The sequence below is a fragment of the Streptomyces sp. DS1-CR2 genome (genome assembly GCF_055760475.1).
This window is the reverse complement of record NZ_CM147085.1, coordinates 3847686-3873220: the sequence shown is the minus strand read 5'-3', so window position 1 is coordinate 3873220 and position 25535 is coordinate 3847686. Positions and strand designations below refer to the sequence as shown.

The window sequence follows — 25535 nt, the reverse complement described above, 5'->3', positions numbered from 1 at the left end:
AAAGGGGAGGCGCGAAGATGGCCGGGAGAGTCCGGGACAGGGACCGTGACCGGTTCTCCACCGCGACCCGGCTGCGTCTGCTCGGCGAGCAGACCGCCGAGCGCGTCTACCGCTCCCAGACCAGACGCCAGGCCCGCCGCTCCCGCCTCACCGGCCGCGCGGCACTCCTGGCCCTCGTCCTGTGCACCCTGGTCGTCGCGCTCGCGTACCCCATAAGGCAGTACGTCACCCAGCGCGGGGAGATCGCCGACCTCCAGCGCCAGCAGCAGGAGGCCCAGAGCAGGGTCGACAGGCTGCGCGACGAGAAGGCACGCTGGCAGGACGACTCGTACGCGGAGCAGCGGATCCGCGAGCGGCTCCACCTGGTGATGCCGGGCGAGACCGGCTACATCGCGCGCGACCCCGACGCGGCGAAGCGCACCCGCTCCGAGCAGGGCGCGACGGGCCGGCCCTGGTACTCGAACGTCTGGGACGGCGTCGACAAGGCCGACCGCCCCGACAACTGACCCGTCCCACCAACGCCCGAAGCCCAAGCCCCAAGCCTCAAGCCCGAACCCGTAGTACCCCCACCGAAGTTCACTGAAGGAAAGCCCCCAGGCATGGACACGCCCCCGCCCCAGACCGAGCCGACCACGCCCACGGACGCCGACATCCAGGCGTTCAAGGAGCAGCTCGGCCGCCCGCCGCGCGGCCTGCGGGCCATCGCGCACCGCTGCCCGTGCGGCAACCCGGACGTGGTCGAGACGGCCCCGCGCCTCGAGGACGGCACGCCCTTCCCGACGACGTACTACCTCACGTGCCCGCGCGCCGCGTCCGCGATCGGCACCCTGGAGGCGAACGGCGTCATGAAGGAGATGACGGAGCGCCTCCAGACCGACCCCGAGCTCGCGGACGCGTACCGCAAGGCGCACGAGGACTACATCGCGCGCCGCGACGCCATCGGGGTCCTCGAGGGCTTCCCGAGCGCGGGCGGCATGCCGGACCGGGTGAAGTGCCTGCACGTCCTGGTCGGCCACTCCCTGGCCGCGGGCCCGGGCGTGAACCCGCTCGGCGACGAGGCCATCGCGATGCTGCCCGAGTGGTGGGCGAAGGGCCCGTGCGTGTCGGCCGCGCCCGAGGAGGGCGAGTGACCCGCGTCGCCGCCGTCGACTGCGGCACGAACTCGATCCGCCTGCTCGTCGCCGACGCCGACCCCGTGACGGGCGAACTCGTCGACCTGGACCGCCGCATGACGATCGTGCGGCTCGGGCAGGGCGTGGACCGCACGGGACGGCTCGCGCCCGAGGCGCTGGAGCGCACCTTCGCGGCCTGCCGCGAGTACGCCGAGGTCATCAAGGCGCACGGCGCCGAGAAGATCCGGTTCGTGGCCACGTCCGCGTCCCGCGACGCCGAGAACCGGGACGACTTCGTGCGCGGGGTCATGGACATCCTGGGCGTCGAGCCCGAGGTCATCACCGGTGACCAGGAGGCCGAGTTCTCCTTCACCGGCGCGACGAAGGAGCTGACGGGCCGGGCCGACCTCGACAAGCCGTACCTGGTCGTGGACATCGGCGGCGGCTCGACGGAGTTCGTCGTCGGCGAGGACGCGGTCGTGGCCGCGCGCTCCGTCGACATCGGCTGCGTCCGTATGACGGAGCGCCACCTCGTGGGGGCGGACGGACAGGTCACCGACCCGCCGACGCCCGCGCAGATCGAGCAGATCCGCGAGGACGTCGTCGCGGCCCTCGACCTCGTGACGCAGACCGTCCCGCTGACCGCGGCCCGCACGCTCGTCGGCCTCGCCGGCTCCGTGACGACGGTCGCCGCCCTCGCGCTCGGCCTGAGCGAGTACGACTCGGTGGCCATCCACCACTCCCGCATCTCCTACGAGCGGGTCGCCGAGCTGACGGACTGGTTGATGATGTCCACGCACGACCAGCGCTCCCTGAATCCGGTCATCCACCCGGGCCGTGTCGACGTCATCGCCTCCGGCGCACTGGTGCTGCGCCTGATCATGGAGTGGATCGGCGCCAAGGAGGTCGTGGTGAGCGAGCACGACATCCTCGACGGCATCGCCTGGTCGATCGCCTAGCCCCTCCAAGGCGCCCCGCCCCCTCCAAAGGCGCACAGCCCCTCCAGGCCAGGCGTCCAGCCCCTCCAGGACCCCGGCCCCTCCAGGCGTCCAGCCCCCTCCAGGACCCCTCAGCCGGCCTCTTCCTGGAGGGGCGACACGCTCCGGCGACACCTCGTCGGGAAAGTTCGTGAAGTTCTTCACAAGGAATTCGGCCCCGTTGGGCGAGGTTCCGGGTCAGATGGCCCGCGGAAGGGGGTTCTGGGGCCCTGGCGGCCGAGGCGCGGGGCGTTCCAGGCTTGTTACGGACGGATGAACCGGGCGAGTGGTCCACCCCCGCCAAATGCCCGGAGCGGCAGCTCAACAGGGGTGCGGAACGACCGGCGTTATACCGTGGTTCCCCGCTGGGACCATGACGTCCGTCACGTGGGCGGCGAAGTGTAGCAGAGACCCTCTCCATGCTTGTGAAGGGGCGCACGAGCGACCCCCTCCGGACGGGTGGATACTCGATGGCATGAGCACCACGGAGCGTCCCAGGATCCTCGTAGTAGGCGGTGGGTACGTAGGCCTGTACGCAGCACGACGCATTCTGAAGAAGATGCGTTATGCGGAAGCGACCGTCACGGTCGTGGACCCGCGCTCGTACATGACTTACCAGCCCTTCCTCCCCGAAACCGCCGCCGGCAGCATCTCGCCGCGCAATGTCGTCGTCCCGCTGCGACGCGCTGTGCCCGGAGCCGAGATTCTCACCGGCCGGGTCACCACCATCGACCAGGACCGCAAGGTCGCCACGGTCGCCCCGCTCGTCGGCGAGGCGTACGAGGTTCCCTTCGACTACCTGGTGATCGCGCTCGGCGCGGTCTCCCGCACCTTCCCGACGCCGGGCCTCGCCGAGGTCGGCATCGGTATGAAGGGTGTCGAGGAGGCCATCGGCCTGCGTAACCACGTGCTCGAGCAGCTCGACAAGGCCGAGTCCACGAACGACGAGGAGATCCGCCGCAAGGCGCTCACCTTCGTGTTCGTCGGCGGTGGCTTCGCGGGCGCCGAGACGATCGGTGAGGTCGAGGACCTGGCGCGCGACGCGGCCAAGTTCTACAAGAACGTGAAGCGCGAGGACATGCGCTTCGTGCTCGTCGACGCCGCCGACAAGGTGCTGCCCGAGGTCGGCCCCGAGCTCGGCACGTACGGCAGGAAGCACCTGGAGTCCCGCGGTATCGAGGTCTACCTGAAGACCACGATGCCCTCCTGCGTCGACGGTCACGTCGTGCTCAGCAACGGCCTCGAGGTCGACTCCAACACCGTCGTGTGGACCGCCGGCGTCAAGCCGAACCCGGCCCTCGCGCGCTTCGGTCTCCCGCTCGGCCCGCGCGGCCACGTGGACACCCAGGCCACCCTCCAGGTCCAGGGCAGCGACTACATCTGGGCCGCGGGCGACAACGCCCAGGTCCCGGATCTGGTGGCCATCAAGAACGGCACGCCGCCCGAGCGCGCCTGGTGCCCGCCGAACGCCCAGCACGCCATGCGCCAGGCCAAGGTCCTCGGCGACAACGTGATCTCCGGCATGCGGGGCTTCCCGCAGAAGGAGTACAGCCACAGCAACAAGGGCGCGGTGGCGGGTCTCGGCCTGCACAAGGGCGTCGCGATGATCGTCATGGGCAAGATGAAGATCAAGCTCAAGGGCCGTCTCGCCTGGTACATGCACCGTGGCTACCACGGTCTGGCCATGCCGACCTGGAACCGCAAGACGCGCGTGATCGCCGAGTGGACGCTCAACATGTTCCAGAAGCGCGACATCACCGCGCTCGGCGCCCTCGAGTCTCCCCGCGAGGAGTTCTACGAGGCCGCCAAGCCGGCGCCGGCCCCGGCCGTCGCCGAGACTCCGAAGGTCGAGGAGAAGGCCAAGGCCTCCTGACCCCGGTCCAGTAACACCCCTGAAGGGGCGCTCGCCATCCGTGGTGCGAGCGCCCCTTCGGCGTTCCCGGAGCCGTTCCCGGAGCCGCCCGGGACCGCCCGGAAGCCGACCCGGCCGCCCCCCGGCACTCCGGTATACATGCCCGCTACATGTATTTTGCCGATCCGTAACGCAGTAACGGGACTGCGAGAGCGCCCCGTTGGTGTTTACGTGGTGTTGGACGATTCCGGGATCGTCTCCCATCACGGAGGTGTGCGCCATGCAGGACGCCGCACAGCGGCTGAAGAACCTCGCCGAACAACTGCTCGGAACACCGCTGCCCGTCAGACTTCGCGCCTGGGACGGTTCGGAGGCCGGGCCGCCCGCCGGACCCACTCTCGTCGTACGCAACCGCCGCGCCCTGCGCCGCCTGTTGTGGAAGCCGGGAGAACTCGGCCTGGCCCGCGCCTGGGTGGCCGGTGACCTGGACGTGGAGGGCGATCTGTACGAAGCCCTCGACCGGATGGCCGGACTCATCTGGGAGCGCCCCGAGGAGGACAGCAGGAGCCTCGCCGAGGCCCTGAAGGAGCCTCGGGTCAGGGCCGCCGTCGCCGAGCTGGTCAAGCTCGCCGGGCCCTTCCTGCCGCCCGCCCCGCCCGCCGAGGAGATGCGCAGGCGAGGCCGCCTCCATCTGCACACCAAGGGCAGCGACCGACAGGCCATCAGCCACCACTACGACGTCGGCAACGACTTCTACGAGATGGTGCTCGGCCCCTCGATGGTCTACTCGTGCGCGTACTGGGACTCGCCGGACGGCACGCTTGAGGACGCCCAGCGCGACAAGCTCGAACTCATCTCCCGCAAGCTCGGCCTGGCGCCCGGTCAGCGCCTGCTCGACGTCGGCTGCGGCTGGGGCTCCATGGCCATCCACGCGGCCCGCGAGTACGGCGTCGGTGTCGTCGGTGTGACGCTCTCGCAGGAGCAGGCCGCGTACGCCCGTAAGCGGGTCGCCGAGGAGGGCCTCACCGACCGGGTGGAGATCCGGGTCCAGGACTACCGCGACGTGCGCGACGGGCCTTTCGACGCGATCTCGTCCATCGGCATGGCCGAACACGTCGGCTCCGCGCGGTATCTGCAGTACGCCGAGGCGCTCTACGCCCTCCTCAAGCCGGGCGGCCGGCTCCTCAACCACCAGATCGCGCGGCGCCCTCAGAAGGACGAGTCGACGTACGAGGTCGACGAGTTCATCGACGCGTACGTCTTCCCGGACGGGGAGCTCGCGCCGGTCGGCGTCACCACCGGGCTTCTGGAGCAGGCCGGGTTCGAGGTCCGGGACCTGGAGGCGATCCGGGAGCACTACGCGCTCACGCTGCGCCGCTGGGTGGCCAACCTGGAGGCGGGCTGGCCCGCGGCCGTGAAGCTCACCAGCCCCGGCCGGGCCCGCATCTGGCGCCTCTACATGGCCGCGTCCGCGCTGAGCTTCGAGCGCAACAAGATCGGCGTGAACCAGATCCTCGCCGTGAAGACGCCCCTGTCGGGCGACCCGGGTATGCCGCTGCGGGCGCGTACCTGGAACTGACGGCCCGGACGCACGGATGGGGCGCACCGGCGGACTGCCGGTGCGCCCCATCCGCCGTATCGCTACTCCGACTTGATGGCCGCGAGCATGTTCAGCCGGGCCGCGCGGCGCGCCGGCCACAAGGCCGCCAGGATGCCGACGAGGGCGGCCAGCGCGAGGAAGATCCCGATCCGGCCCCAGGGCAGGACCAGCTCGTACGTCGACAGGGTCGTCGCCATGAGCTTGCCTGCCGCCCAGCCGAAGAACACGCCGAGGCCGACACCGAGCACGCCGCCGAACAGCGAGATCACCAGGGACTCCAGGCGCACCATGCGCTTGATGCCCTTGCGGTCGAGGCCGATCGCGCGCAGCATGCCGATCTCCTGCGAGCGCTCGAAGACGGACATGGCGAGGGTGTTGATGACGCCGAGGACGGCGACGACGACCGCCATGGCGAGCAGGCCGTAGAGCATGTTCAGCATCAGCGTGAACATCTTCGAGATCGCGTGGGAGATGTCCTGCTTGTCCTGGACGAGGATCGCCGGGTTGTCGCCGAGCGCCTTCTCGATGCGGTCCTTGGCGGCGGCGGACGTGCCGCCGTCGGTCTTCACCATGACCTGCATGTCGGACGGGTCCGTGACGTGCGGGGTCAGGACGGCGGAGTCCAGCATGATGCCGCGCGACATGTCGTTGCCCTCGTAGACCCCGGCGACGGTCAGCCGCTGCTTCTTGCCGTCCTCGAAGTTCGTGGTGAACGTCGATCCGGCGCGCCAGCCGTGGTCCTTCGCGGTCTTGTCGTCCACGACGACGTCACGGCCGCCGATCCGGAAGGTGCCGCTGTCGACCTTGAGGTCGGTGAGGGAGCCGATGGTCGCGCCGTTGACGCCGGTCAGGAACTCGGTCTTCCCGTCGATGCGCGAGGGCGCGTTGCCCAGGCCGCTGGTGGCGGTGACGCCGTCGACCTCGGCGAGCTTGCCGGCGACCTCGGGGGACAGGGAGTTCATGTTCGCCATGGAGACGACGTAGTCGGCCTTGAGGGCGGACGACGCCATCTTGTCGATGGCCTGCTGGGCGCTGCCCGCGATCACGGTCAGGCCGGTGATCAGCGTGAGGCCGATCATCAGGGCGGAGGCGGTCGCGGCGGTGCGGCGCGGGTTGCGGACGGCGTTCTGGCGGGCCAGCTTCCCGGAGACCCCGAAGACGCGCAGGACCGGCCCCGCGGCCGCGATCAGCGGGCGCGAGAGCAGCGGGGTGAGGACGAAGACACCGATCACGAGGAGGCCCGCGCCGAGGCCCAGGGGGGCCTGCGCCGACGTGCCGTCGCTCATCGTCGTCGCGTAGAGGGAGGAGGCGATGCCGGCCGCCGCGAACAGCGCGCCGATCGTGTTCCGTACGACGAGGGAGCGGGTGGTCGCCGTGGCGTGCACGCTGCTCATCGCCGCGACCGGCGGGATCTTCGCGGCGCGGCGGCCGGGCAGCCACGCGGCCAGCATCGTGATGACGACGCCGACGACGAGGGACGTGGCGATCGTGCCGGGCGAGACCACGAGCGGCCCGTCGGGGATCTGCGCGTCGGTCGCGCCCATCAGGGAGCGCATCCCGGCGCCGATGCCGACGCCCGCCGCCAGCCCGGTGACGGCCGCGACCGCGCCGACGACGAACGCCTCCGCGAGGACGGAGCGCGTGACCTGCTTGCGCGAGGCGCCGACGGCCCGCATGAGCGCGAGTTCCTTGGTGCGCTGGGCGACGAGCATCGTGAACGTGTTGGCGATGATGAAGACGCCGACGAAGAGCGCGATCCCGGCGAAGACCAGCAGGCTCGACTTCATCGAGCTCATGCTGGAGGAGATCTGCTCGGCCTGGTCGTCGGCGAGCTGCTTGCCGGTCGTGGTCTCGGCCTGCCCCTTCGGCAGGGCCTTGTCGAGCGCGCTCCGCAGGGCGCCCTGGCTGGTGCCCGCGGCGGCCTTGACGTCGATCTCGTCGTACGAGCCCTGCTTGTGCAGGAGCTGCTGTGCGGTCGCCGTGTCGAACAGGGCGAGGCTGCCGCCGGCCGCGACGTTGCCGTCCTCGGTGGTGAAGATGCCGGTGACGGTGGGCGTCAGGACGGGCCCGTCGATGGACATCCGTACGGTGTCGCCGACCTGGTAGCCGGCGCGCTTCGCGGTCTGCGAGTCGAGCGCCACCTCGCCCTTGCCGCTGGGCGCCCTGCCGCTCTTGAGGGGGTAGCGCGGGTCTGTGTTCTTGGGGGAGCCCCAGTAGTTGGCGCCCTGGGTGGAGAAGCCGTTGCCGACGAGCTTGCCGTCCTTGTCGGCGACGGCCGCGAAGCCGCTGACGACGCCGATGGCGGACGCGGCGCCGGGGGTCTTCGCCGCCCGGTCGAGGGTGGCCTGTGTGAGCTTCGGGTCCTTGGCGAGCTTGTCGCCCTTCGACTCGGCGCTCTTGGGCGTGACGGCGACGTCGACCTGGTCGAAGCCCTTGGCGGAGCTCTTCTGGAAGGCGTCGGAGATGGTGTTGGTGAAGACCAGGGTGCCGGAGACGAAGGCGACGCCGAGCATGACGGCGAGCACGGTCATCAGGAGCCTGGCCTTGTGCGCGAACACATTGCGCAAGGCGGTACGGAACATGGGTTTCTCAGTCCAGGGGTACGGCGACGAGGCGTCGGGGCGGCGGCGGGGCGGCGGCTGTGCGGGCGGGCGTCAGCTGGTGCGGCCCTTGGCGTCGAAGCCGGGGGTCCGGGGGGAACCCCCGGAAGGGCGCGGCATGCGGTCCAGGACCGAGTCGGCCGTGGGCGCGTACACCTCGTCGACGACGCGGCCGTCGGCGAGGAAGATCACGCGGTCCGCGTAGGCGGCGGCGACCGGGTCGTGGGTGACCATGACGACGGTCTGGCCCAGCTCGCGCACGGAGTTGCGCAGGAAGCCGAGGACCTCGGCGCCGGAGCGCGAGTCCAGGTTTCCGGTCGGCTCGTCACCGAAGATGATCTCGGGCCGGGAGGCCAGAGCGCGGGCCACGGCCACGCGCTGCTGCTGGCCGCCGGAGAGCTCCGAGGGCCGGTGGCCGAGCCGGTCGGACAGGCCCACCATCGCGATCACGTTCTCCAGCCACTGCTTGTCCGCCTTGCGGCCCGCGATGTCCATGGGGAGCGTGATGTTCTCCAGGGCCGTCAGGGTGGGCAGCAGGTTGAAGGCCTGGAAGATGAAGCCGATCTTGTCCCGGCGGAGCTTGGTGAGCTGCTTGTCCTTGAGGGACCCCAGCTCGGTGTCGCCGATGCGCGCGGAGCCCGACGAGAAGTTGTCGAGGCCGGCGACGCAGTGCATCAGGGTCGACTTGCCGGACCCGGAGGGGCCCATGATCGCGGTGAACTCGGCCTGGCGGAAGTCGACGGAGACCCGGTCGAGGGCGACCACCTGGGTCTCGCCCTGTCCGTAGACCTTGGACAGATCCGTGGCGCGCGCGGCCACTGCGGTGGCCTTGCCGGCGATGGGGGTGGTGGTCACGGAAGGGTGCTCCTGTCGGACGACGGGTGGGGACGGGGTCCCGTTGGAGGGACCTCTCCATCGTCGTGGCCGTCCCGGGCCGTGAAGTCAGCCGCTGTTCCGGTTCCTGGGGGCGACTTCGGGGGGACCGGGGCCGCCCGGGTCATACCTGGGGATGACCCGGGACACTGAGAGCGAAGATCACCGCGGGAGGTGAAATCCCGTCAATCCACGGTGACGGAGGCGAGGGCGCCGAGGGGCGTGGAAGGGCCTGCGGCATGTGCGGATGGCGGCTACCGTGGTCTGATGCACCCTCAGACGTCAATAAAATAAGACAACATCGAGCGCACGTTCCGCTGTTCGGGGGATCTGTCCCGATAGGCTCGGAACCTCGTTGCGGAGCCCACGGCCTGCCCGGATGGTGGAATGCAGACACGGCGAGCTTAAACCTCGCTGCCCCTTCGCGGGCGTACCGGTTCAAGTCCGGTTCCGGGCACCTCCCACTTTCCTTCCCGCTCCCGACCGAGCCGTTTCCCGTCGCCGCGTGCCGATCGCATCCGATCGCCGCGGCGTCTTTTTTTGCGCTCCAGGAGCCCCCGTTTTCTCCGTTTTCTCCGCCCGGACCGTTGACAGCGTGTCGAGCCGGGCGGAGACTCCGCTGAGCACATTATGAACGAAAGTTCACCACGCGAACAAGGCTGAACGAAAAAGAAGGTATCCATGCGCACCACCGTCGGCATCATCGGAGCGGGCCCCGCCGGACTGCTCCTCGCCCGGCTCCTGCACAACGCCGGGATCGACTCCGTCGTCCTGGAGAGCCGTGACCGCGCGTACGTCGAGCAGCGCCAGCGCGCCGGGATCCTGGAGCAGGGCACCGTCGACGTACTGCGCGCGGCGGGCGCGGCGGAGCGCATGGACCGCGAGGGCCTCCCGCACGACGGCATCGAGCTGCGCTTCGACCGGCGCCGCCACCGCGTCGACTTCCCCGCCCTGACCGGCGGCAGGTCCGTGACGGTCTACGCCCAGACCGAGGTGTGCAAGGACCTCATCGCCCTCCAGCTCGCCGAGGGAGGCCCGCTGCTCTTCGAGGCGGAGGCGCTGGCCGTCGAGGGCGCCGAGACCGACCGCCCGGGCGTCCGCTTCCGCCACGAGGGCCGCGAGGACGTCCTCGACTGCGATTACGTCGTCGCCTGCGACGGCTCGTGGGGCGTGGGCCGCAAGGCCGTACCCGCCGACGTCTCCCAGGTCTTCGAGCGCACGTACCCCTTCGGCTGGCTCGGCATCCTTGCCGATGTCGCCCCGTCCCACGACGAGTTGGTCTACGCCCGCCACGACCGCGGCTTCGCCCTCCTGTCCATGCGCTCCCCGTCCGTGACGCGCGCCTACCTCCAGGTCCCCGAGGCGACGAACGCCCACGACTGGAGTGACGAGGAGATCTGGGACGAACTCGACCGCCGCCTGGAGACCGCCGACGGCTGGAAGCTGGAGCGCGGCACCATCACCTCCAAGTCCGTGACGCCGATGAGGAGTTACGTCCACGAGCCGATGCGCCACGGACGGCTCTTCCTCGCCGGGGACGCCGCCCACATCGTCCCGCCGACCGGCGCCAAGGGCCTCAACCTCGCCGTCGGCGACGTCGTCACCTTCGCCCGCGCCCTGGCCCACCGCCACAAGACCGGCTCCACCGAGCGCCTCGACGCCTACTCCGAGACCTGCCTGCGCCGTGTCTGGCAGGCCGAGCGGTTCTCGTACGCGATGACGACGATGCTGCACCGCGCCCCCGACGCGACGCCCTTCGACGACCGCATCCAGCGCGCCCGCCTCGACCGGATCACGGCCTCGCCCGCCGCCGGGACCGACCTCGCCGAGGGCTACACGGGCTTCCCCCTGGACTGAGCCCGCACCACCGCACCGTCCACCAACCGCCGCACACCCATCCCCGCGTACGCACGACGAAGTGAGTGCTCATGTCCCCCGACACCTCCCACGGCACCGCCATACCCTCCCCGCCCCGCACCTTCAGGGCCGTCGCCCCCGTCATCGCCCTGTGCTGGCTCGTCGTCTTCTTCGACGGCATGGACGTCAACATCTACGGCGCCGTCATGCCGCACCTCCTCGACGACAAGGGCTTCGGCTTCACCGCGTCCACCGCCGGCACGATCGGCTCCTGGACCACGTTCGGCATGCTGATCGGTGCGCTCGGCTGCGGCACGCTGACCGACTGGCTCGGCCGCAAGCCGATGGTCACCGGCTCCGTCGCCCTCTTCTCCGCGGGCTCCGCCGTGTGCGCGCTCGCCCCGAGCGCCGCCGTGTTCGGCGGGGGCCGCTTCCTCGCCGGGCTCGGCCTCGGCGGCCTGATGCCGATCGGGCTCGCGATCGTCGCCGAGTTCGCCCCGCCCCGCAGGGCCGCCCTCGCCACCGGCCTGATGATGACCTCGTACCACGCGGGCGGCATGGCCGCGACGGGCCTCGGCCTCGCGCTCGGCCCCGACCACGGCTGGCGCGTCGTCTTCTGGGCCGGCGTCATCCCGGCCGTCATCGCCGTCCCCCTCGTCCTGAAGTGGCTGCCCGAGTCCCCGGCCGTCCTGTTCGCCAAGGGGCGCACCGCCGACGCGAACGCCGTAGCCGCCCGCTACGGGCTGCCCGAGCCGACCCGCGCCGAGGCCCCCGCCGCCGGCGCCAAGGGCCGCTTCGCCGCCGTCGCCTCGCTCTTCGCACCCGGCACCCGCGCCGCGACCCCGCTCCTGTGGGTCGCCTCCTTCGCCGGCCTGCTCCTCGTCTACGGCGTCTCCACCTGGCTCCCGGAGCTGATGCGCGCCTCCGGGTACTCGCTCTCCTCGTCCGTCACCTTCCTCATGGTGATCAACGCGGGCGGCATCGTCGGCATGCTCGTCGCGGGCCGTGCGGCCGACCGGTTCGGCGCGTCCAAGGTGTCCGCGCTCTGGTTCGTCCTGACCGCCTGCGGCGCCTTCCTGCTCCGCGCCCACCTGCCGCTCGGCGTCGCGTACGCCCTGGTCTTCGTCACCGGCGTCTGGCTGTTCTCCGCCCAGGTCATGGTCTACGCGGCCGCCCCTTCCGTGTACACGCCCGGCCAGCGCGCCACCGGCCTCGGCTGGATCACTGGCGTGGGCCGCACCGGAGCCGTCGTCGGCCCCTGGCTGGGCGGCGCGGTCGTCGCCGGAGGCAACGCGAGCCTCGGCTTCACGACCTTCGCCGTGGCCGGGGTCCTCGGCGCCGTCGCCATCTCCCTGGTGCCGCTCGTTCGGAGGAACACCGGGCATGCCCCGGACGTTGCGGGTAACAGGATGGGAAAGATCCTCCCTGAGCACTAGGCTGGGATCTTTGCCTGCCTATTACCCTTGAGCGCAAGGCCGCGCAGGGTGGCCATGAAGGAGTGAGATGAGGAGCAGTAACCCGGTCTTCTCGCGACGGGGGTTCAGCCGCGACAACGGCTATGCGGGCTTCAACGCGCAGCCGCAGGCCGGGGGACCCGCAGTCGGCACCCAGGGGAACCCCTACGCCGGCAACAACCCGTACGCGCAGAACCCCTACGCCCAGCAGGACCTGCAGTACGGCGCTCCGCCGCAGGCCCCGGCCACCACCGGCCGCATGACGATGGACGACGTCGTCATGCGCACCGCCACCACACTCGGCGTCCTCGTCGTGACGGCCGCGCTCGCGTGGGCGCTGCTGCCGGTCGACGACGCGCACATCAACAAGTCGTACGGCATCGCGATCGGCGCAGGCCTCATCGCGATGGTGCTCGGCTTCGTCCAGGCGTTCAAGCGCAAGGCGTCCCCGGCGCTGATCCTCACGTACGCGGGCCTCGAGGGTGTCTTCCTCGGCGTCCTGTCGAGCATCGTCGACAACCGCATCGCCAGCGGCGCGGCCATGCAGGCCGTGCTCGGCACGATGGCGGTCTTCGTGGCGGTCCTCGTCGCGTACAAGGCGGGCTGGATCCGCGTCAACCGCCGGTTCTACGGCTTCGTGATGGCCGCGGCCATGGGCTTCATCCTGCTCATGGCGGTGAACCTGCTGTTCTCCGTCTTCGGCGGCGGTGACGGCCTCGGCTTCCGCAGCGGCGGCCTCGGCATCCTCTTCGGCGTCATCGGCGTGCTGCTCGGCGCGTGCTTCCTCGCTCTCGACTTCAAGCAGGTCGAGGACGGCATCGCGTACGGCGCCCCGCGCGAGGAGGCCTGGCTCGCGGCCTTCGGCCTCACGATGACGCTGGTCTGGATCTACCTCGAGTTCCTGCGCCTCATCGCGATCCTGCAGGGCAACGACTGATCAGCCGGCAGTAGTACCGAGGCCGGCAGTAGTAGTACCTAGAAGGGCCCGCGCACCTACGGTGTGCGGGCCCTTTCATGGGTTCGGTCAAGGGTTCGGCTGTCGTGGGGACGGTCGGGTCGGGGGTGGAACTCAGCCCAGACGGCGGGCGGCCCGCCGCAGGTCGTACTCGTGGATGATCGCCTTGGCGTGGCCGTACGCGAGGTCGTGTTCCCCGCGCAGCCAGCTGACCTTGTCTTCGAAGCGGAGGAAGCAGGGGCCTTCCTCGACGGTGTGCAGCCAGTCGGAGATCTCACGACCGGTGCAGTGGGGGATGCGAGCCAGCAGATTCTGGTGGGTCTCCTGAGAGAACACTTGGGACATCGGCGCCTCCGGACGCATTGCGATGTAGCCGGTCCTTCAGGCCACCGTGCCTGAGCGTTCGGTTGTTGGCAACAGTCGAGGGAAGGCGCATAGGGTCGCGGCATGCTCGATACGACGCCGTTGACGGACGCAGTGGACCGATTCGCCGACCGGCTGCGCGCCGCGCCGCAGAGCCGGCTCCAGCGGGGGGCCGCCGCCGAGGCGCTCGCCCTCGCCAGGGAACTGTCCGCATGGGCGCAGCGCCTGGAGGACCCCGAGGGCCCCGTACGGGAGATGCCGGACGCCGGGATGTTCGCCGGGTCCGACCAGATCACCGTCGCCGCACGCGACCTGGCCGTCGTCCTGGAGGACACGGCCCAGCTGGCCCAGGCGCTCACGCTCGTAGAGGAGGCACAAAAACGCGCCGGGGTGTGAGCCGGCCCGGCGCGTTCTTCGATGTGTGGAGTCGGAAGCAGAGCGGGGGCGCTCAGACGGACGCTATGACCCGGTCGGCCAGGATGTAGACGTTCTCGCGGCCGCAGGCGAACGTGAGCGCGTACGCGCCCGAGACACCCGAGCCGCCGAGCAGCACGGGGGACTCGCCCTCGCGCAGCGCCGCGGCCAGCTGCTCCGCGGTCTCGCGGTGGCCGGGCGTCATGCAGAGCGTCGTGCCGTCCACGAAGACGTACACGTCGAGGGTGCCGAGCGGGCCCGGGCGCACATCGGCGAGCGCGGTGCGGGCGTCGGCCAGCTCCTCCAGACACGCCACCGTCCGCTCGTGGTCGCTGCTCCCGCCCGAGACGGGCGACTGCACCGGCACGAAGTCGGGGTGCGAGGGGTGACGGCGACGGGCGGCCGCGAGCTCCGCGGATTCCCCCGCGAACTCGTCCGCGCCCGCGTCGGCCGGCTCCACCACGGGCTCCAGGCCCGCCGCGAGACCCGGCTCCAGGCCCGCGAAATCGGCCTGGCGCGGCATGAACAGATCGTCACCGAGTCCCAGCGCGCCACCGAGCATGGACGGTGCGTCGGAGGCGTCCCGCGCCTCCTGCGCGGCCCAGAAGGCACGGGCTTCGGCGAGCTCGCGCTCCCGCTCCTCGGCGAGGGCGTCGGCGACAGCCTCGCGTATCTCCTCGGTGTCGGGCGTGGTGCGCGCGGCGGGCACGCCACGACCGGCGCCGATGGCGCGGTCATGGGCGAGCTCGTCCCGCAGTTCGGTGATCTGCCTGCGCAGTCCGTGGACGGTGTGCAGGGCAGCGGCGCCCACGGCCGTGGCGGCGGCCGTGGCGATGAGCAGAGCAAGAGGCATGGCGCTCACTGACGTACTCCCGGTTTCAAGTCGACCCCCGACTTCCTACATCAGCTTGAAGCCTGGACCATCCCGCTGTCAGTGCATTACGTCACGAAATGGACAGTTCTTTTGGTCGGGTGTTTAGGGGTGGTATGCCCGGAGGGCCCTGCTGACCTGCAAAAACCGTCTCCCCCAGGAGATACGTCACATCCTGGGGGAGATTGGATCACGATTCAGCAGAGGCGCAACCCGACCGGTGGGTCAGCTGAGGCGCTCGCTTCTTTGGTCGCGCTGAGCTTCGCCACCGCTGCGGGCAGGTGCCGCCTTCGTTCCTCAGGCGACCCCTACCCTCCGCTACGGCTCAGCTCAGCCGCTCGATGACCATCGCCATGCCCTGGCCGCCGCCGACGCACATGGTCTCCAGGCCGAACTGCTTGTCGTGGAACTGGAGGCTGTTGATCAGGGTGCCGGTGATGCGGGCGCCCGTCATGCCGAAGGGGTGGCCCACGGCGATCGCGCCACCGTTGATGTTCAGCTTGTCCTCGTCGATGCCGAGGTCACGCGCGGAGGGGATGACCTGCGCGGCGAACGCCTCGTTGATCTCGACCAGGTCGATGTCGCCGATGCCGAGCCCGGCGCGCTTCAGCGCCTGCTTCGACGCCTCGACCGGGCCGAGGCCCATGATCTCGGGGGACAGGCCCGAGACGCCGGTGGAGACGATGCGGGCGAGCGGCGTCAGGCCGAGCTCGCGGGCCTTCGTGTCGGACATGATCACAAGGGCCGCGGCGCCGTCGTTGAGCGGGCAGCAGTTCGCCGCCGTGACCATGCCGTCGGGGCGGAACACCGGCTTCAGGCCCGAGACGCCCTCCAGGGTGACACCCGCGCGCGGACCGTCGTCCTGCGAGACGACCGTGCCGTCGGGGGTGGTGACCGGGGTGATCTCCCGCTCCCAGAAGCCGTTCTTGATGGCCTGCTCGGCCAGGTTCTGCGAACGCACACCGAACGCGTCCATGTCCGCGCGCGTGACGCCCTTCGTCCGCGCCAGGTTCTCGGCGGTCTGGCCCATCGCGATGTACGCGTCGGGGACGAGGCCGTCCTCGCGCGGGTCGTGCCAGGAGGCGCCCTCCGACGCGGCGACGGCGGCCGTACGAGCCTCGGCCTCGGCGAACAGCGGGTTGTGCGTGTCCGGCAGCGAGTCCGAGTTGCCCTTCACGAAGCGCGACACCATCTCGACACCGGCCGAGATGAAGACGTCACCCTCGCCGGCCTTGATCGCGTGCAGCGCCATGCGGCTGGTCTGCAGCGACGACGAGCAGTAGCGGGTGACCGTACATCCCGGCAGGTGGTCCATGCCCATCTGCACGGCCACGATGCGGCCCAGGTTGTTGCCCTGCTCGCCGCCGGGCAGGCCGCAGCCGAGCATCAGGTCGTCGATGTCCCGCGGGTCGAGCTCGGGGACCTTGGCCAGCGCGGCCTGGATGATCGTGGCGGTCAGATCGTCCGGGCGCAGGTCCTTGAGGGACCCCTTGAAGGCACGGCCGATGGGAGAGCGGGCGGTCGAGACGATCACGGCTTCGGGCATCACGGCTCCAAGAGGTCTACGCGTACGAGCTATTCGCCTACCAGCTGGGAAGTTACCTGTACGTACTGTCTGGGTCACCGGTGTGCGCGTGTGACTCCCACCGCATTTTTCTAAGCGCTTGCTCAGGGCTCTTCCGGGGTAGGGGGAGCCCGGCGCGGGGGTGCCCACATGCCCCGAGGGCCTGTGGCACTAGATGTTCAGCGGTGTCGGGTCCTGCGTCGTCAGACGCCGGCGCCTGCGCCGCTTCAGCAAAGCCCACGGCCCCCTCGGACCCGTCGGCATCGCAGCCGTCACCTCCGTGCCGCCCTCTTCCGCCGCCTGGGCCGCCGCCCTGGCCACCGGCAGGAAGCCCTCGCGCCGCGACACGTCCGGACGCTCTTCCTCCGGCCACAGCCCCAGCGACGCGCACAGCGTCGGCAGTACCGCCATCGCCGCCGTCGCGTACCCCTCCGCCGACGGGTGGAAGTTGTCGGGACCGAACAGCTCCCGCGGGTTCGCCTGGAACTCCGGGCCGAGCAGGTCGCCCAGCGACACCGTGCGCCCGCCCTGCTCCACCGTGCCGATCGTCTGCGCCGCCGCCAGCTGCCGCGAGGCCCGCCGGGCCAGATACCGCAGCGGCTGGTTCACCGGCTCGATCGTGCCCAGATCCGGGCACGTCCCCACGACCACCTCCGCACCCGCCGTACGCAGCCTGCGCACCGCCGCCGACAGATGGCGCACCGAGCGGGTGGCCGGCATCCGGTGCGTCACGTCGTTCGCGCCGATCATCACGACGCACACGTCGGGCACCCAGTCCGGATCCGAGAGGATCACCGCGACCTGACGGTCCAGATCGTCGGACCTGGCGCCCGGCAGCGCCACGTTGCGCAGCTCCACCGGCCGCTCCGCCACCGCCGCGAGCCCCGAGGCGAGCAGCGCGCCCGGGGTCTGCCGGGCCCGGTGCACGCCCTGCCCAGCCGCCGTCGAGTCACCCAGCATCGCGAACCGCAACGGCTCCGTCTCCGCCACCTCCGCGTCCGGACGCTCGGCGAACCCCCTCCCGTAAAGACCGTTCGCGGACGGGACCTGCACGCCTCCCCTGTTGTGGTTGCCCACCTGCCGCTTCGCCAGTTGGACCTCCGCGATCACCAGACCGACCGCGGCCGCGCCGACCAGACCGATACCGCCGCCGCCGTACGCCGCGCCCGCGGCGATCCGCCGTGCCACCCTCGCCCTCGACATACGTCGCAGCCACCTGCCTCTGCGTAGTCTTTGTCAGCCGTACATCCAGTCATTGCCCCGTACGCACGGTCGGCCAATCGCAACAGGCGATGAAGGGGTGGCACTCGGCTTACGCTGACCGCACATCACATCGCGGATCCCTCACAGATCCATCGCAGCCCGGAGACAACGGTGCAATTCCACGACTCGATGATCAGCCTCATCGGCAACACCCCGCTCGTGAGGCTCAACAGCGTGACCGAAGGCATTCAGGCAACCGTCCTGGCCAAGGTCGAGTACTTCAACCCCGGCGGTTCGGTGAAGGACCGCATCGCCGTGCGAATGATCGAGGCGGCGGAGGAGAGCGGCGCGCTCAAGCCCGGCGGCACGATCGTGGAGCCGACCAGCGGCAACACGGGCGTCGGCCTGGCCATCGTGGCCCAGCAGAAGGGGTACAAGTGCATCTTCGTGTGCCCCGACAAGGTCTCCACGGACAAGATCAACGTGCTGCGGGCGTACGGCGCGGAGGTCGTCGTCTGCCCGACGGCCGTGGACCCGGATCACCCGGACTCGTACTACAACGTCTCCGACCGGCTCGTGCGTGAGACGCCCGGCGCCTGGAAGCCGGACCAGTACAGCAACCCCAACAACCCCCTCTCGCACTATCACTCCACCGGCCCCGAGCTGTGGGAGCAGACGGAGGGCAGGATCACGCACTTCGTGGCGGGCGTCGGCACGGGCGGCACGATCTCCGGCACCGGCCGCTATCTGAAGGACGCGAGCGAGGGCCGCGTACAGGTCATCGGCGCGGACCCGGAGGGCTCGGTGTACTCCGGCGGCTCCGGCCGCCCGTACCTCGTGGAGGGCGTGGGCGAGGACTTCTGGCCGACGGCGTACGACCGCACGGTCGCGGACGAGATCGTCGCGGTCTCCGACAAGGACTCCTTCCAGATGACCCGCCGCCTCGCCAAGGAGGAGGGCCTCCTCGTGGGCGGCTCCTGCGGCATGGCGGTGGTGGCGGCCCTGCGCGTGGCGGAACGCCTCGGCCCGGAGGACGTGGTGGTAGTCCTCCTCCCGGACAGCGGCCGCGGCTACCTCAGCAAGATTTTCAATGATGACTGGATGGCCGACTACGGCTTCCTCGCCGACGCGGGCACGAGCGCGCGCGTGGGCGACGTGCTCCAGGACAAGGAGGGCGGCGCGCTGCCGTCACTCGTCCACATGCACCCGGAGGAGACCGTCGGCGAGGCCATCGAGGTGCTGCGCGAGTACGGCGTCTCGCAGATGCCCATCGTGAAGCCGGGCGCCGGCCACCCGGACGTGATGGCGGCCGAGGTCATCGGGTCCGTCGTCGAACGGGAGCTGCTCGACGCTCTGTTCACGCAGCGCGCCTCGCTCGGCGACCCGCTGGAGAAGCACATGTCGACCCCGCTGCCGCAGGTCGGTTCGGGCGAGCCGGTGGAGGACCTGATGTCCGTGCTCGGCTCCGCGGACGCCGCGATCGTCCTGGTGGAGGGCAAGCCCAAGGGTGTGGTCAGCCGTCAGGACCTGTTGTCCTTCCTCGCGAAGAGCGGCGGGAAGTAGCGGCGAGTAACGGGAACGGGTTCGTGCAATCGGTACGAGCGCGTCACGTGCGCGCAGCACCCGCTTAACACGGGTCCGGCACATTGGTGGGTGTCGGCAGGGGTGGGAGCGGCTCCCCGCTCAGGCCGGCACCGTAGCGGCGTCAAGGACCTCCGGAGCGGCTCCCGGACCTCCATGGACGCCTGCGGACGCGGTGACCCGGTCCTGACCCGGTGCCGTGTCCTTCGCGGGGACCGCCGTCGTCCCGCCCCCCGTTCACGGGGGTGCGGCGGTCCCCGCGCATCAGTTTGTGAGCATTCTTCTATTCGGCGAACAGGCCCCGTTCCGCGGCGCGCACGTCGAATTCCTCCAGGCGGGCCTGCGCTTCGGGCAGGTTGTCGCACATCGCTTCCAGGAGTACGCGGCCGAGCAGCATCGGTGAGCACGCCGTGTCGAAGGCGAGGCCCTCGCCGACCGCGGCGGGCAGGAGCAGGTCCGAGTGCCTGGCGACGGGGGCGAAGGCCGAGTCGGCGACGGTGATCACGGTGAGGCCGGCCGACTTGGCGTAGGCGAGCGCGTCGAGGACTTCCTTGGGGTGGCGGGGCAGCGCGAAGCAGAGGAGCGCGGTGGCTCCGGCGCGCACGGCCGCGTCGACGCGGTCCGCGAGCATCGTGCCGCCCTCGTCGAGGAGCCGTACGTCGGGGTGGACCTTCGCCGCGAAGTACGAGAACCCGTAGGCCTGGGACGCGGCGGCGCGCAGGCCGAGGACGAGGAGCGGGCGGGAGGCGGCGAGGAGGCGTCCCGCGCGTTCGATCGGGGCGGGGTCGGCGAGGAGCTCGGCGAGGTGGCGCAGGTTCTCGATCTCGGCCTCGACGGCCTGCTGGTACTCGTTGGCCGAGGCGGGGGTGGCGGGTTCGGCGGGGGCGACCTCGCGCAGGTGTTTGCGCAGGGCGGGGTAGCCGTCGAAGCCGAGTGCCACGGCGAAGCGGGTGACGGAGGGCTGGCTGACTCCCGCGAGTTCGGCGAGTTCCACGGAGGAGAGGAACGGGACGTCGGCGGCGCGGCGCACCATGCAGTGCGCGATGCGGCGCTGAGTGGGTGTCAGGCGGTGGACCTCGAAGAGCTGTTGGAGTCGTGCGGCAGGGCTGTCGTTCATTGTGTCCCCCCAGGGCGGTCTGATCCGGCTGTCGCGGTGGCGGCCGGTCCGTCTGTTCCGTCGGCGATGCGGGTGAAGCTGTCCAGGAGTCCCGCCGCGGCCCGGGTGACATCTTCCGTCAGGGGGCGGTCGGTGGCGTCCTGGTCGAGGACCGTATCCGCGAGGGCGAAGGCGCGGCCGACCGGGAGTTCGGGGTCGGGGCGCATGTCGCGCTGGCGCAACGCCCGTACGGCGGCGACGAGTTCGCAGCCGACGACGAGGCGGTAGGCGTCGCAGACGCGCAGGGTCTGGCGGGCGGCGAGGGACGCGAAACTGGCCTGTTCCTCGACGCCTCGGGAGAGGACCGCGTGGCCGAGGGACGCGGGGGCGGCGAAGGCGCGCAGGTCGCCGAGGGCCGCTCCGGCCGCGTATTCGAGGATCATCACGCCCGAGGAGGCGGCTTCGCCGTCGGCGAGGAAGGGGCGCAGGCGGGTGTAGGCCGGTTCGTTGAGGGTGGACAGGCGTGAGGTGGAGAGCCGGGCGACCTGGGCGATGGCGAGCCTGAAGTGGTCGAGTGCCAGGGCGAGTTGGGCCATGTAGAAGCCGCCGTGGTGGTAGGCGGCCATGTCCTGGGGGGAGATGAGGGGGTTCTCGGCGGCGGCGTTGATCTCGACGGTGAGTACGTCTTCGAGGGCGTCGGCGGCGTCCTGGGCGGGGCCGTGGATCTGGGGGACGCAGCGGAAGCCGTACGGGTCCTGGATGCGGCCCAGCGGCGGGGTCGGGCGTTCGGGGGCGCCGAGGATCGCGCGCATGCGGGCGGCGACGGCGTACGAGCCGCGGTGGTGGCGGGCCTCGTGGACGGGCAGGGCGTATGCCTCGTAGGAGCCGTCGACGGCCAGCAGGGAGAGTGCGGCGACGAGCTGGGTGGCGGAGATCAGGTCGCGCAGTTCGTGGAGTGCGAGGGCTGACTGGCCGAGGGTGAGGGCGTTGCTGCTGATGAGGGCGAGGGCGTCGTTGTTGTCGAGGGGCTGGGCGTCGGGGGCGCCGTCGCCGCGCCAGGGGTGTTCGCCGGCGAGGGCGAGGCCCATCTGGGCGAGGGCGGCGATGTCGCCGGTGCCGACGGAGCCGAACTCGTTGACGACGGGGTAGGCGCCGGTCTCCAGGGCTTCGCAGAGCGCGGTGACGACGGTGGGGCGCAGTCCCGCGCCGCCGGCGAGGAGCTGGTTGGCGCGGACGGCTAGCATGGCGCGGACCTGCCGTGCGGGCAGCTCGTCGCCGATGGCGCCGGCGTGGCTGCGGAGCAGGCGCAGGCCGTGGTCGGCGGCGGCCTCGGTGGGTACGTCCTCGTTCCGGTTGGCGCCGACGCCGGTGGAGCGGCCGTAGACGCGGCCCCAGGCGGCGATCTCGCGGGCGGCGTTCCAGGACTCCTCGACGCGCTTCATGGCGTCGGTGCCGGGCACGGGCCTGGCGGCGGAGTCGGCCAGGCGTACGACGTCGGGCACGGGGAGACCGTGTCCGTCGAGCACGACGACGGGTGTGGGGCCCGGGGTGGCCGTCATGCGGGGCTTACCCGTGGTGTCCGCGATGTGAGACGACATGGTGCGCCAAACCCTCCTCAAACGGACGTCTTGTCTCGTTCCCCGACCGGATTAACCAGCGATTTACCTGGCGATGTGTGCCGGGGCATTGACAACTTATTCAGATACAGAGAACTCTGCATGACGATATGCAGCCCGGGCAAGGGGACTCCACATGATCCAGTTCGATACGGTCCACAAACGCTTCCCGAACGGCACGACGGCAGTGCACGACCTGACGCTCGACATGCCGGAAGGGGGCGTGACTGTCTTCGTCGGGTCTTCCGGTTGCGGCAAGACGACCAGTCTGCGGATGATCAACCGGATGGTCGACCCGACCTCCGGCACCATCCGCGTCGGCGGCCGTGACGTCCTTGAGCAGGACGCGGCCGAGCTGCGCCGCTCCATCGGGTACGTCATCCAGCAGTCCGGCCTCTTCCCGCACCGCACCGTCCTCGACAACATCGCAACGGTGCCGCTCCTGCTCGGCTGGGGCCGGCGCAAGGCGCGGGCGCGGGCGGCCGAGCTCCTGGAGACCGTCGGCCTCACCGCCGAGGCCGGCAAGCGCTACCCGCACCAGCTCTCCGGCGGCCAGCAGCAGCGCGTCGGCGTGGCCCGCGCGCTTGCCGCCGACCCGCCGGTGCTGCTCATGGACGAGCCGTTCGGTGCGGTCGACCCGGTCGTACGCACTCAGCTCCAGGACGAGCTCCTGCGCCTCCAGCAGGAGCTGAACAAGACCATCGTCTTCGTCACGCACGACATCGACGAGGCCGTACGGCTCGGTGACCGGATAGCCGTCTTCCGCACGGGCGGTCACCTCGTCCAGTGCGCGCCGCCCGCCGAGCTGCTCGCCCGCCCCGCGGACGACTTCGTCGCCGACTTCCTGGGCGCCGAGCGCGGCCTGAAGCTGCTCTCCCTGACCACGCTCGCGGACGTCGGCCAGGGGCCGGCCCCCAAGGGCACCGGCTGGGAACTGGTCCTCGACGCGGCCCGCAAGCCGCTGCTGTGGCGCGACGAGGGCACCTCCGCCGAGGTGCCGGTGCGCCCGCTGCGGGACACGGACTCGCTCCTGTCGGCGCTGAACGAGTCGATCGCGGCGCCCGGCGGCCTCGTGGCCCGGGTCGACGCGGACGGCGTCCTGACCGGCGTCACGTCCCGCGACGAGATCCATGACCGCGCGGGCCTCGCCCACATAGCCGCCGGCACCCGCATCGACGCGCCGAAGGGCGCCGACGACGCAGGCGACACCAGCGACGCCGCCGTCGCCGCCGTCCACAAGGACGCCACGGACGTCCAGAAGGACTCGGACGTGGCCTCATGACCATCGACTGGTCCTGGATATCGGAGCACACCTCCGACCTCACCCAGCTGACGCTCTCGCACCTCCAGGCAGCGCTCTTTGCCGTCCTGCTCGGCCTGGTCGTCTCGCTGCCGCTGGCCGTCGTCGCCCATCGCGTCAAGCCGCTGCGCGGCTTCCTGCTCGGGTTCTCGAACGTCCTGTTCACGATCCCGTCGATCGCGGTGTTCGTCCTGCTGCTCCCGGTCTCCGGCCTCACCCGCACCACCACGGTCATCGGCCTGACGATCTACACGCTCGTGGTGCTCCTGCGGAACACCGTCGAGGGCCTCGACTCGGTGCCGGCGAAGACCAAGGAGGCCGCGAAGGCCATGGGGACGCGCCCGCTGCGCACCCTGCTCACCGTCGAACTGCCGCTCGCCCTGCCGGTGATCATGGCCGGGGTGCGGATCGCGACCGTCATGGCGATCTCCCTGGTCTCCGTGGCGACGTACATCGGCGACGGCGGGCTCGGCCAGCTGTTCACCGACGGGTTCCAGCGCAACTTCCCGACCCCGGTCATCGCCGGCGTCGTGCTGACCCTGCTCCTCGCGCTCGCCGCGGACGCGGTCCTCGTCGCCGTGCAGTACGTGCTGACCCCCTGGACCCGCCGCCGGAGGAGTGCCTGAGATGTACGAGCTCTTCAAGAACCTCGGCGCGTGGCTGGTCGACGGCGACCAGTGGGCGGGCCCCGACGGCATCGGGCACCGCCTCGCCGAGCACCTCCAGTACTCGCTGCTCGCCACGCTCATCGCGGCCGTCATCGCGCTGCCGCTCGGCCTGCTCATCGGCCACACCGGGCGCGGCGCGTTCCTCGCGATCAACCTGTCCAGCTTCGGCCGCGCGCTGCCGACCGTCGGCCTGGTCGTCCTCGTCTTCCTGGCGAGCGGCCTGTCCATGTGGCCGGTCTACATCGCGCTCGTGGCCCTCGCGGTCCCGTCGATCGTCACCAACACGTACGCGGGCATGTCCGCCGTGGACCCGGAGGTCAGGGACGCGGCGCGCGGCCAGGGCATGCGCGGTCACCAGGTCCTGTTCCAGGTGGAGCTGCCGCTCGCGATGCCGCTGATCATGACCGGCCTGCGGCTCGCCCTGATCCAGGTCGTCGCGACGGCGACCATCGCCGCGTACGTCTCCTTCGGCGGCCTCGGCCGCTACGTCTTCGACGGGCTCGCCCAGCGCGACCTCGTGCAGGTGCTCGGCGGTGCCGTCCTCGTGGCGGTCGTCGCCGTCGTACTCGACCTCGCGCTCTCGGCACTGCAGCGCGCCCTCTTCCGCCACCGTCCCGCCAAGTCGGCCTAGGAGCACGCAAGATGAACCGCAGGACTGTCATCGGCGGCCTGTTCGCCGCAGCCTCCGTCCCCGCGCTCGCCGCGTGCGGCGGCGGCATCACCTCTCTCGACGGCCAGGGCTCGGGCGGCGGGGGCGGCGGCTCCAGCAAGAACGGCGTCACCATCGGCACCGCCAACTTCACCGAGAACCAGGTGCTCGGCTACCTGTACGCGGCCGCGCTCGAAGCGGCCGGCGTGAAGACGAAGGTCCGCCCCAACCTCGGTACCCGCGAGATCCTCATCCCCGCCCTCAAGGGCGGCGACATCGACCTGCTCCCCGAGTACCAGGGCGCCCTCCTGCACTACCTCGACCCGAAGTCGACGGCCACCGAGGAGGGCGAGATGCAGAACGCCCTCGCCGTCGTCCTGCCCAAGGGCCTGCAGATCCTGCCCTACGGCCTGGCGGAGGACTCCGACGCGTTCGTCGTCACCCGCGAGACGGCCAGGAAGTACAAGCTGACCTCGCTCGCCGACCTGGCGAACCACAACGGCAAGCTCGTCATCGGCGCCGCCCCCGAGGTGAAGAAGCGCCAGGTGGGCGCGGTCGGCCTGAAGGACGTGTACGGCGTCGAGTTCAAGGAGTTCAAGTCCCTCGACTCGTCGGGGCCGCTGGTCAAGGGCGCCCTGAAGAAGGGCGACGTCGACGTGGCGAACCTCTTCACCACCGACACGGACATCGTCGACAACCACTGGGTCGTCCTCACCGACCCCAAGAACCTCGTCCCCGGCCAGCACGTCGTCCCGCTCGTCGCCGACCGCAAGGCCGACTCGACGGTCCGCAAGGCGCTCGCGCGCCTGGGCAACGTACTGACGACGGAGCAGCTCACCGAGCTCAACCGGCAGGTGGACAAGGACAAGAAGGATCCCGAGGACGTCGCCAACGCGTACGCGCGTCAGCACGGGATCAGCAAGAGCTGAA

General features: G+C 70.7%; 22 protein-coding genes and 1 tRNA gene. 15 read left to right on the top strand and 8 right to left on the bottom strand.

Going from position 1 to position 25535, the window contains the following annotated elements; all coding sequences use genetic code 11:
- Window positions 1-17: 17 nt before the first annotated feature.
- The 5 genes from ACY0PA_RS18715 to ACY0PA_RS18695 all read left to right on the top strand — a co-directional run bounded on the left by ACY0PA_RS18715 (window position 18) and on the right by ACY0PA_RS18695 (window position 5520).
- Complete coding sequence (locus tag ACY0PA_RS18715) at window positions 18-506, top strand: FtsB family cell division protein (protein WP_473085692.1); 489 nt, start codon at window positions 18-20, stop codon at window positions 504-506.
- A gap of 93 nt (window positions 507-599) precedes the next feature.
- Window positions 600-1130 (top strand): DUF501 domain-containing protein, encoded by a 531-nt coding sequence (locus ACY0PA_RS18710; protein WP_473085691.1) that lies wholly within the window; start codon window positions 600-602, stop codon window positions 1128-1130.
- Complete coding sequence (locus ACY0PA_RS18705; protein ID WP_473085690.1) at window positions 1127-2071, top strand: Ppx/GppA phosphatase family protein; 945 nt, start codon at window positions 1127-1129, stop codon at window positions 2069-2071. Before ACY0PA_RS18710 ends, ACY0PA_RS18705 begins: the two co-directional genes overlap by 4 nt.
- 493 nt (window positions 2072-2564) lie before the next feature.
- Window positions 2565-3962 carry an NAD(P)/FAD-dependent oxidoreductase gene (locus tag ACY0PA_RS18700; protein ID WP_473085689.1) on the top strand — a complete coding sequence of 466 codons (1398 nt, stop codon included), beginning with the start codon at window positions 2565-2567 and terminating at the stop codon, window positions 3960-3962.
- A 259-nt stretch (window positions 3963-4221) separates the two neighbouring features.
- Window positions 4222-5520, top strand: a complete 1299-nt coding sequence (locus ACY0PA_RS18695; protein WP_473085688.1) for a class I SAM-dependent methyltransferase — start codon at window positions 4222-4224, stop codon at window positions 5518-5520.
- 62 nt (window positions 5521-5582) lie between these two features.
- Here the strand turns inward: ACY0PA_RS18695 and ACY0PA_RS18690 are convergent, their stop codons facing one another.
- Both ACY0PA_RS18690 and ACY0PA_RS18685 read right to left on the bottom strand, forming a co-directional pair.
- Complete coding sequence (locus ACY0PA_RS18690) at window positions 5583-8123, bottom strand: ABC transporter permease (protein WP_473085687.1); 2541 nt, start codon at window positions 8121-8123, stop codon at window positions 5583-5585.
- A gap of 72 nt (window positions 8124-8195) precedes the next feature.
- Entirely contained in the window at window positions 8196-8996 is an 801-nt protein-coding gene (locus ACY0PA_RS18685) for an ABC transporter ATP-binding protein (protein WP_473085686.1), read from the bottom strand.
- A 391-nt stretch (window positions 8997-9387) separates the two neighbouring features.
- On the opposite strand from ACY0PA_RS18685, the gene ACY0PA_RS18680 reads away from it, so the two are divergent.
- The 4 genes from ACY0PA_RS18680 (at window position 9388) to ACY0PA_RS18665 (ending at window position 13262) form a co-directional block, all read left to right on the top strand.
- Window positions 9388-9471: transfer RNA gene (locus ACY0PA_RS18680), tRNA-Leu, on the top strand.
- A gap of 224 nt (window positions 9472-9695) precedes the next feature.
- A complete protein-coding gene (locus tag ACY0PA_RS18675; protein ID WP_473085685.1) occupies window positions 9696-10871 on the top strand; it encodes a 4-hydroxybenzoate 3-monooxygenase in 1176 nt (391 codons plus the stop codon).
- Between the two features lie 71 nt (window positions 10872-10942).
- Window positions 10943-12307, top strand: a complete 1365-nt coding sequence (locus ACY0PA_RS18670; protein ID WP_473085684.1) for an MFS transporter — start codon at window positions 10943-10945, stop codon at window positions 12305-12307.
- A gap of 67 nt (window positions 12308-12374) precedes the next feature.
- Window positions 12375-13262, top strand: a complete 888-nt coding sequence (locus tag ACY0PA_RS18665; protein ID WP_473085683.1) for a Bax inhibitor-1/YccA family protein — start codon at window positions 12375-12377, stop codon at window positions 13260-13262.
- 132 nt (window positions 13263-13394) lie between these two features.
- Here the strand turns inward: ACY0PA_RS18665 and ACY0PA_RS18660 are convergent, their stop codons facing one another.
- Window positions 13395-13625, bottom strand: a complete 231-nt coding sequence (locus tag ACY0PA_RS18660) for a DUF4287 domain-containing protein (RefSeq protein ID WP_473085682.1) — start codon at window positions 13623-13625, stop codon at window positions 13395-13397.
- 102 nt (window positions 13626-13727) lie between these two features.
- Between ACY0PA_RS18660 and ACY0PA_RS18655 the strand changes: the two genes are divergently transcribed.
- A complete protein-coding gene (locus ACY0PA_RS18655) occupies window positions 13728-14039 on the top strand; it encodes a hypothetical protein (RefSeq protein ID WP_473085681.1) in 312 nt (103 codons plus the stop codon).
- A gap of 52 nt (window positions 14040-14091) precedes the next feature.
- Here the strand turns inward: ACY0PA_RS18655 and ACY0PA_RS18650 are convergent, their stop codons facing one another.
- The 3 genes from ACY0PA_RS18650 to ACY0PA_RS18640 form a co-directional block, all read right to left on the bottom strand.
- Window positions 14092-14910 carry a hypothetical protein gene (locus tag ACY0PA_RS18650; RefSeq protein ID WP_473085680.1) on the bottom strand — a complete coding sequence of 273 codons (819 nt, stop codon included), beginning with the start codon at window positions 14908-14910 and terminating at the stop codon, window positions 14092-14094.
- 343 nt (window positions 14911-15253) lie between these two features.
- Window positions 15254-16474 carry an acetyl-CoA C-acetyltransferase gene (locus tag ACY0PA_RS18645; RefSeq protein ID WP_473085679.1) on the bottom strand — a complete coding sequence of 407 codons (1221 nt, stop codon included), beginning with the start codon at window positions 16472-16474 and terminating at the stop codon, window positions 15254-15256.
- Window positions 16475-16663: 189 nt separating this feature from the next.
- Window positions 16664-17695, bottom strand: coding sequence for an SGNH/GDSL hydrolase family protein (locus ACY0PA_RS18640; protein ID WP_473085678.1), 1032 nt, complete (start codon window positions 17693-17695; stop codon window positions 16664-16666).
- A 171-nt stretch (window positions 17696-17866) separates the two neighbouring features.
- Between ACY0PA_RS18640 and ACY0PA_RS18635 the strand changes: the two genes are divergently transcribed.
- On the top strand, window positions 17867-19258 hold the full coding sequence (locus ACY0PA_RS18635) for a cystathionine beta-synthase (protein WP_473085677.1): 1392 nt from the start codon (window positions 17867-17869) through the stop codon (window positions 19256-19258).
- A 301-nt stretch (window positions 19259-19559) separates the two neighbouring features.
- On the opposite strand, the gene ACY0PA_RS18630 is transcribed toward ACY0PA_RS18635, so the two are convergent.
- Both ACY0PA_RS18630 and ACY0PA_RS18625 read right to left on the bottom strand, forming a co-directional pair.
- Window positions 19560-20393 (bottom strand): MurR/RpiR family transcriptional regulator, encoded by an 834-nt coding sequence (locus tag ACY0PA_RS18630; RefSeq protein WP_473085676.1) that lies wholly within the window; start codon window positions 20391-20393, stop codon window positions 19560-19562.
- A complete protein-coding gene (locus tag ACY0PA_RS18625; RefSeq protein ID WP_473085675.1) occupies window positions 20390-21970 on the bottom strand; it encodes an aromatic amino acid ammonia-lyase in 1581 nt (526 codons plus the stop codon). Before ACY0PA_RS18625 ends, ACY0PA_RS18630 begins: the two co-directional genes overlap by 4 nt.
- Window positions 21971-22124: 154 nt before the next feature.
- Between ACY0PA_RS18625 and ACY0PA_RS18620 the strand changes: the two genes are divergently transcribed.
- Genes ACY0PA_RS18620 through ACY0PA_RS18605 form a run of 4 tightly spaced genes read left to right on the top strand, consistent with a single transcriptional unit; the run spans window position 22125 to window position 25534 of the window.
- A complete protein-coding gene (locus ACY0PA_RS18620; protein WP_473085674.1) occupies window positions 22125-23270 on the top strand; it encodes an ABC transporter ATP-binding protein in 1146 nt (381 codons plus the stop codon).
- A complete protein-coding gene (locus ACY0PA_RS18615; protein WP_473085673.1) occupies window positions 23267-23914 on the top strand; it encodes an ABC transporter permease in 648 nt (215 codons plus the stop codon). The genes ACY0PA_RS18620 and ACY0PA_RS18615 overlap by 4 nt, the downstream gene beginning before the upstream one ends.
- Window position 23915: 1 nt before the next feature.
- Window positions 23916-24587, top strand: coding sequence for an ABC transporter permease (locus ACY0PA_RS18610; protein ID WP_100597925.1), 672 nt, complete (start codon window positions 23916-23918; stop codon window positions 24585-24587).
- An 11-nt stretch (window positions 24588-24598) separates the two neighbouring features.
- A complete protein-coding gene (locus ACY0PA_RS18605) occupies window positions 24599-25534 on the top strand; it encodes an ABC transporter substrate-binding protein (protein ID WP_473085672.1) in 936 nt (311 codons plus the stop codon).
- Window position 25535 lies beyond the last annotated feature (1 nt).

Excerpts from the sequence above, each read along its gene's own strand:
- ACY0PA_RS18715 (WP_473085692.1), top strand. The coding sequence starts at position 18 with ATGGCCGGGAGAGTCCGGGACAGGGACCGTGACCGGTTCTCCACCGCG.
- ACY0PA_RS18710 (WP_473085691.1), top strand. The coding sequence starts at position 600 with ATGGACACGCCCCCGCCCCAGACCGAGCCGACCACGCCCACGGACGCC.
- ACY0PA_RS18700 (WP_473085689.1), top strand. The coding sequence starts at position 2,565 with ATGAGCACCACGGAGCGTCCCAGGATCCTCGTAGTAGGCGGTGGGTAC.
- ACY0PA_RS18695 (WP_473085688.1), top strand. The coding sequence starts at position 4,222 with ATGCAGGACGCCGCACAGCGGCTGAAGAACCTCGCCGAACAACTGCTC.
- ACY0PA_RS18690 (WP_473085687.1), bottom strand. The coding sequence starts at position 8,123 with ATGTTCCGTACCGCCTTGCGCAATGTGTTCGCGCACAAGGCCAGGCTC.
- ACY0PA_RS18675 (WP_473085685.1), top strand. The coding sequence starts at position 9,696 with ATGCGCACCACCGTCGGCATCATCGGAGCGGGCCCCGCCGGACTGCTC.
- ACY0PA_RS18670 (WP_473085684.1), top strand. The coding sequence starts at position 10,943 with ATGTCCCCCGACACCTCCCACGGCACCGCCATACCCTCCCCGCCCCGC.
- ACY0PA_RS18665 (WP_473085683.1), top strand. The coding sequence starts at position 12,375 with ATGAGGAGCAGTAACCCGGTCTTCTCGCGACGGGGGTTCAGCCGCGAC.
- ACY0PA_RS18660 (WP_473085682.1), bottom strand. The coding sequence starts at position 13,625 with ATGTCCCAAGTGTTCTCTCAGGAGACCCACCAGAATCTGCTGGCTCGC.
- ACY0PA_RS18655 (WP_473085681.1), top strand. The coding sequence starts at position 13,728 with ATGCTCGATACGACGCCGTTGACGGACGCAGTGGACCGATTCGCCGAC.
- ACY0PA_RS18650 (WP_473085680.1), bottom strand. The coding sequence starts at position 14,910 with ATGCCTCTTGCTCTGCTCATCGCCACGGCCGCCGCCACGGCCGTGGGC.
- ACY0PA_RS18645 (WP_473085679.1), bottom strand. The coding sequence starts at position 16,474 with ATGCCCGAAGCCGTGATCGTCTCGACCGCCCGCTCTCCCATCGGCCGT.
- ACY0PA_RS18640 (WP_473085678.1), bottom strand. The coding sequence starts at position 17,695 with ATGTCGAGGGCGAGGGTGGCACGGCGGATCGCCGCGGGCGCGGCGTAC.
- ACY0PA_RS18630 (WP_473085676.1), bottom strand. The coding sequence starts at position 20,393 with ATGAACGACAGCCCTGCCGCACGACTCCAACAGCTCTTCGAGGTCCAC.
- ACY0PA_RS18625 (WP_473085675.1), bottom strand. The coding sequence starts at position 21,970 with ATGTCGTCTCACATCGCGGACACCACGGGTAAGCCCCGCATGACGGCC.
- ACY0PA_RS18620 (WP_473085674.1), top strand. The coding sequence starts at position 22,125 with ATGATCCAGTTCGATACGGTCCACAAACGCTTCCCGAACGGCACGACG.
- ACY0PA_RS18615 (WP_473085673.1), top strand. The coding sequence starts at position 23,267 with ATGACCATCGACTGGTCCTGGATATCGGAGCACACCTCCGACCTCACC.
- ACY0PA_RS18610 (WP_100597925.1), top strand. The coding sequence starts at position 23,916 with ATGTACGAGCTCTTCAAGAACCTCGGCGCGTGGCTGGTCGACGGCGAC.
- ACY0PA_RS18605 (WP_473085672.1), top strand. The coding sequence starts at position 24,599 with ATGAACCGCAGGACTGTCATCGGCGGCCTGTTCGCCGCAGCCTCCGTC.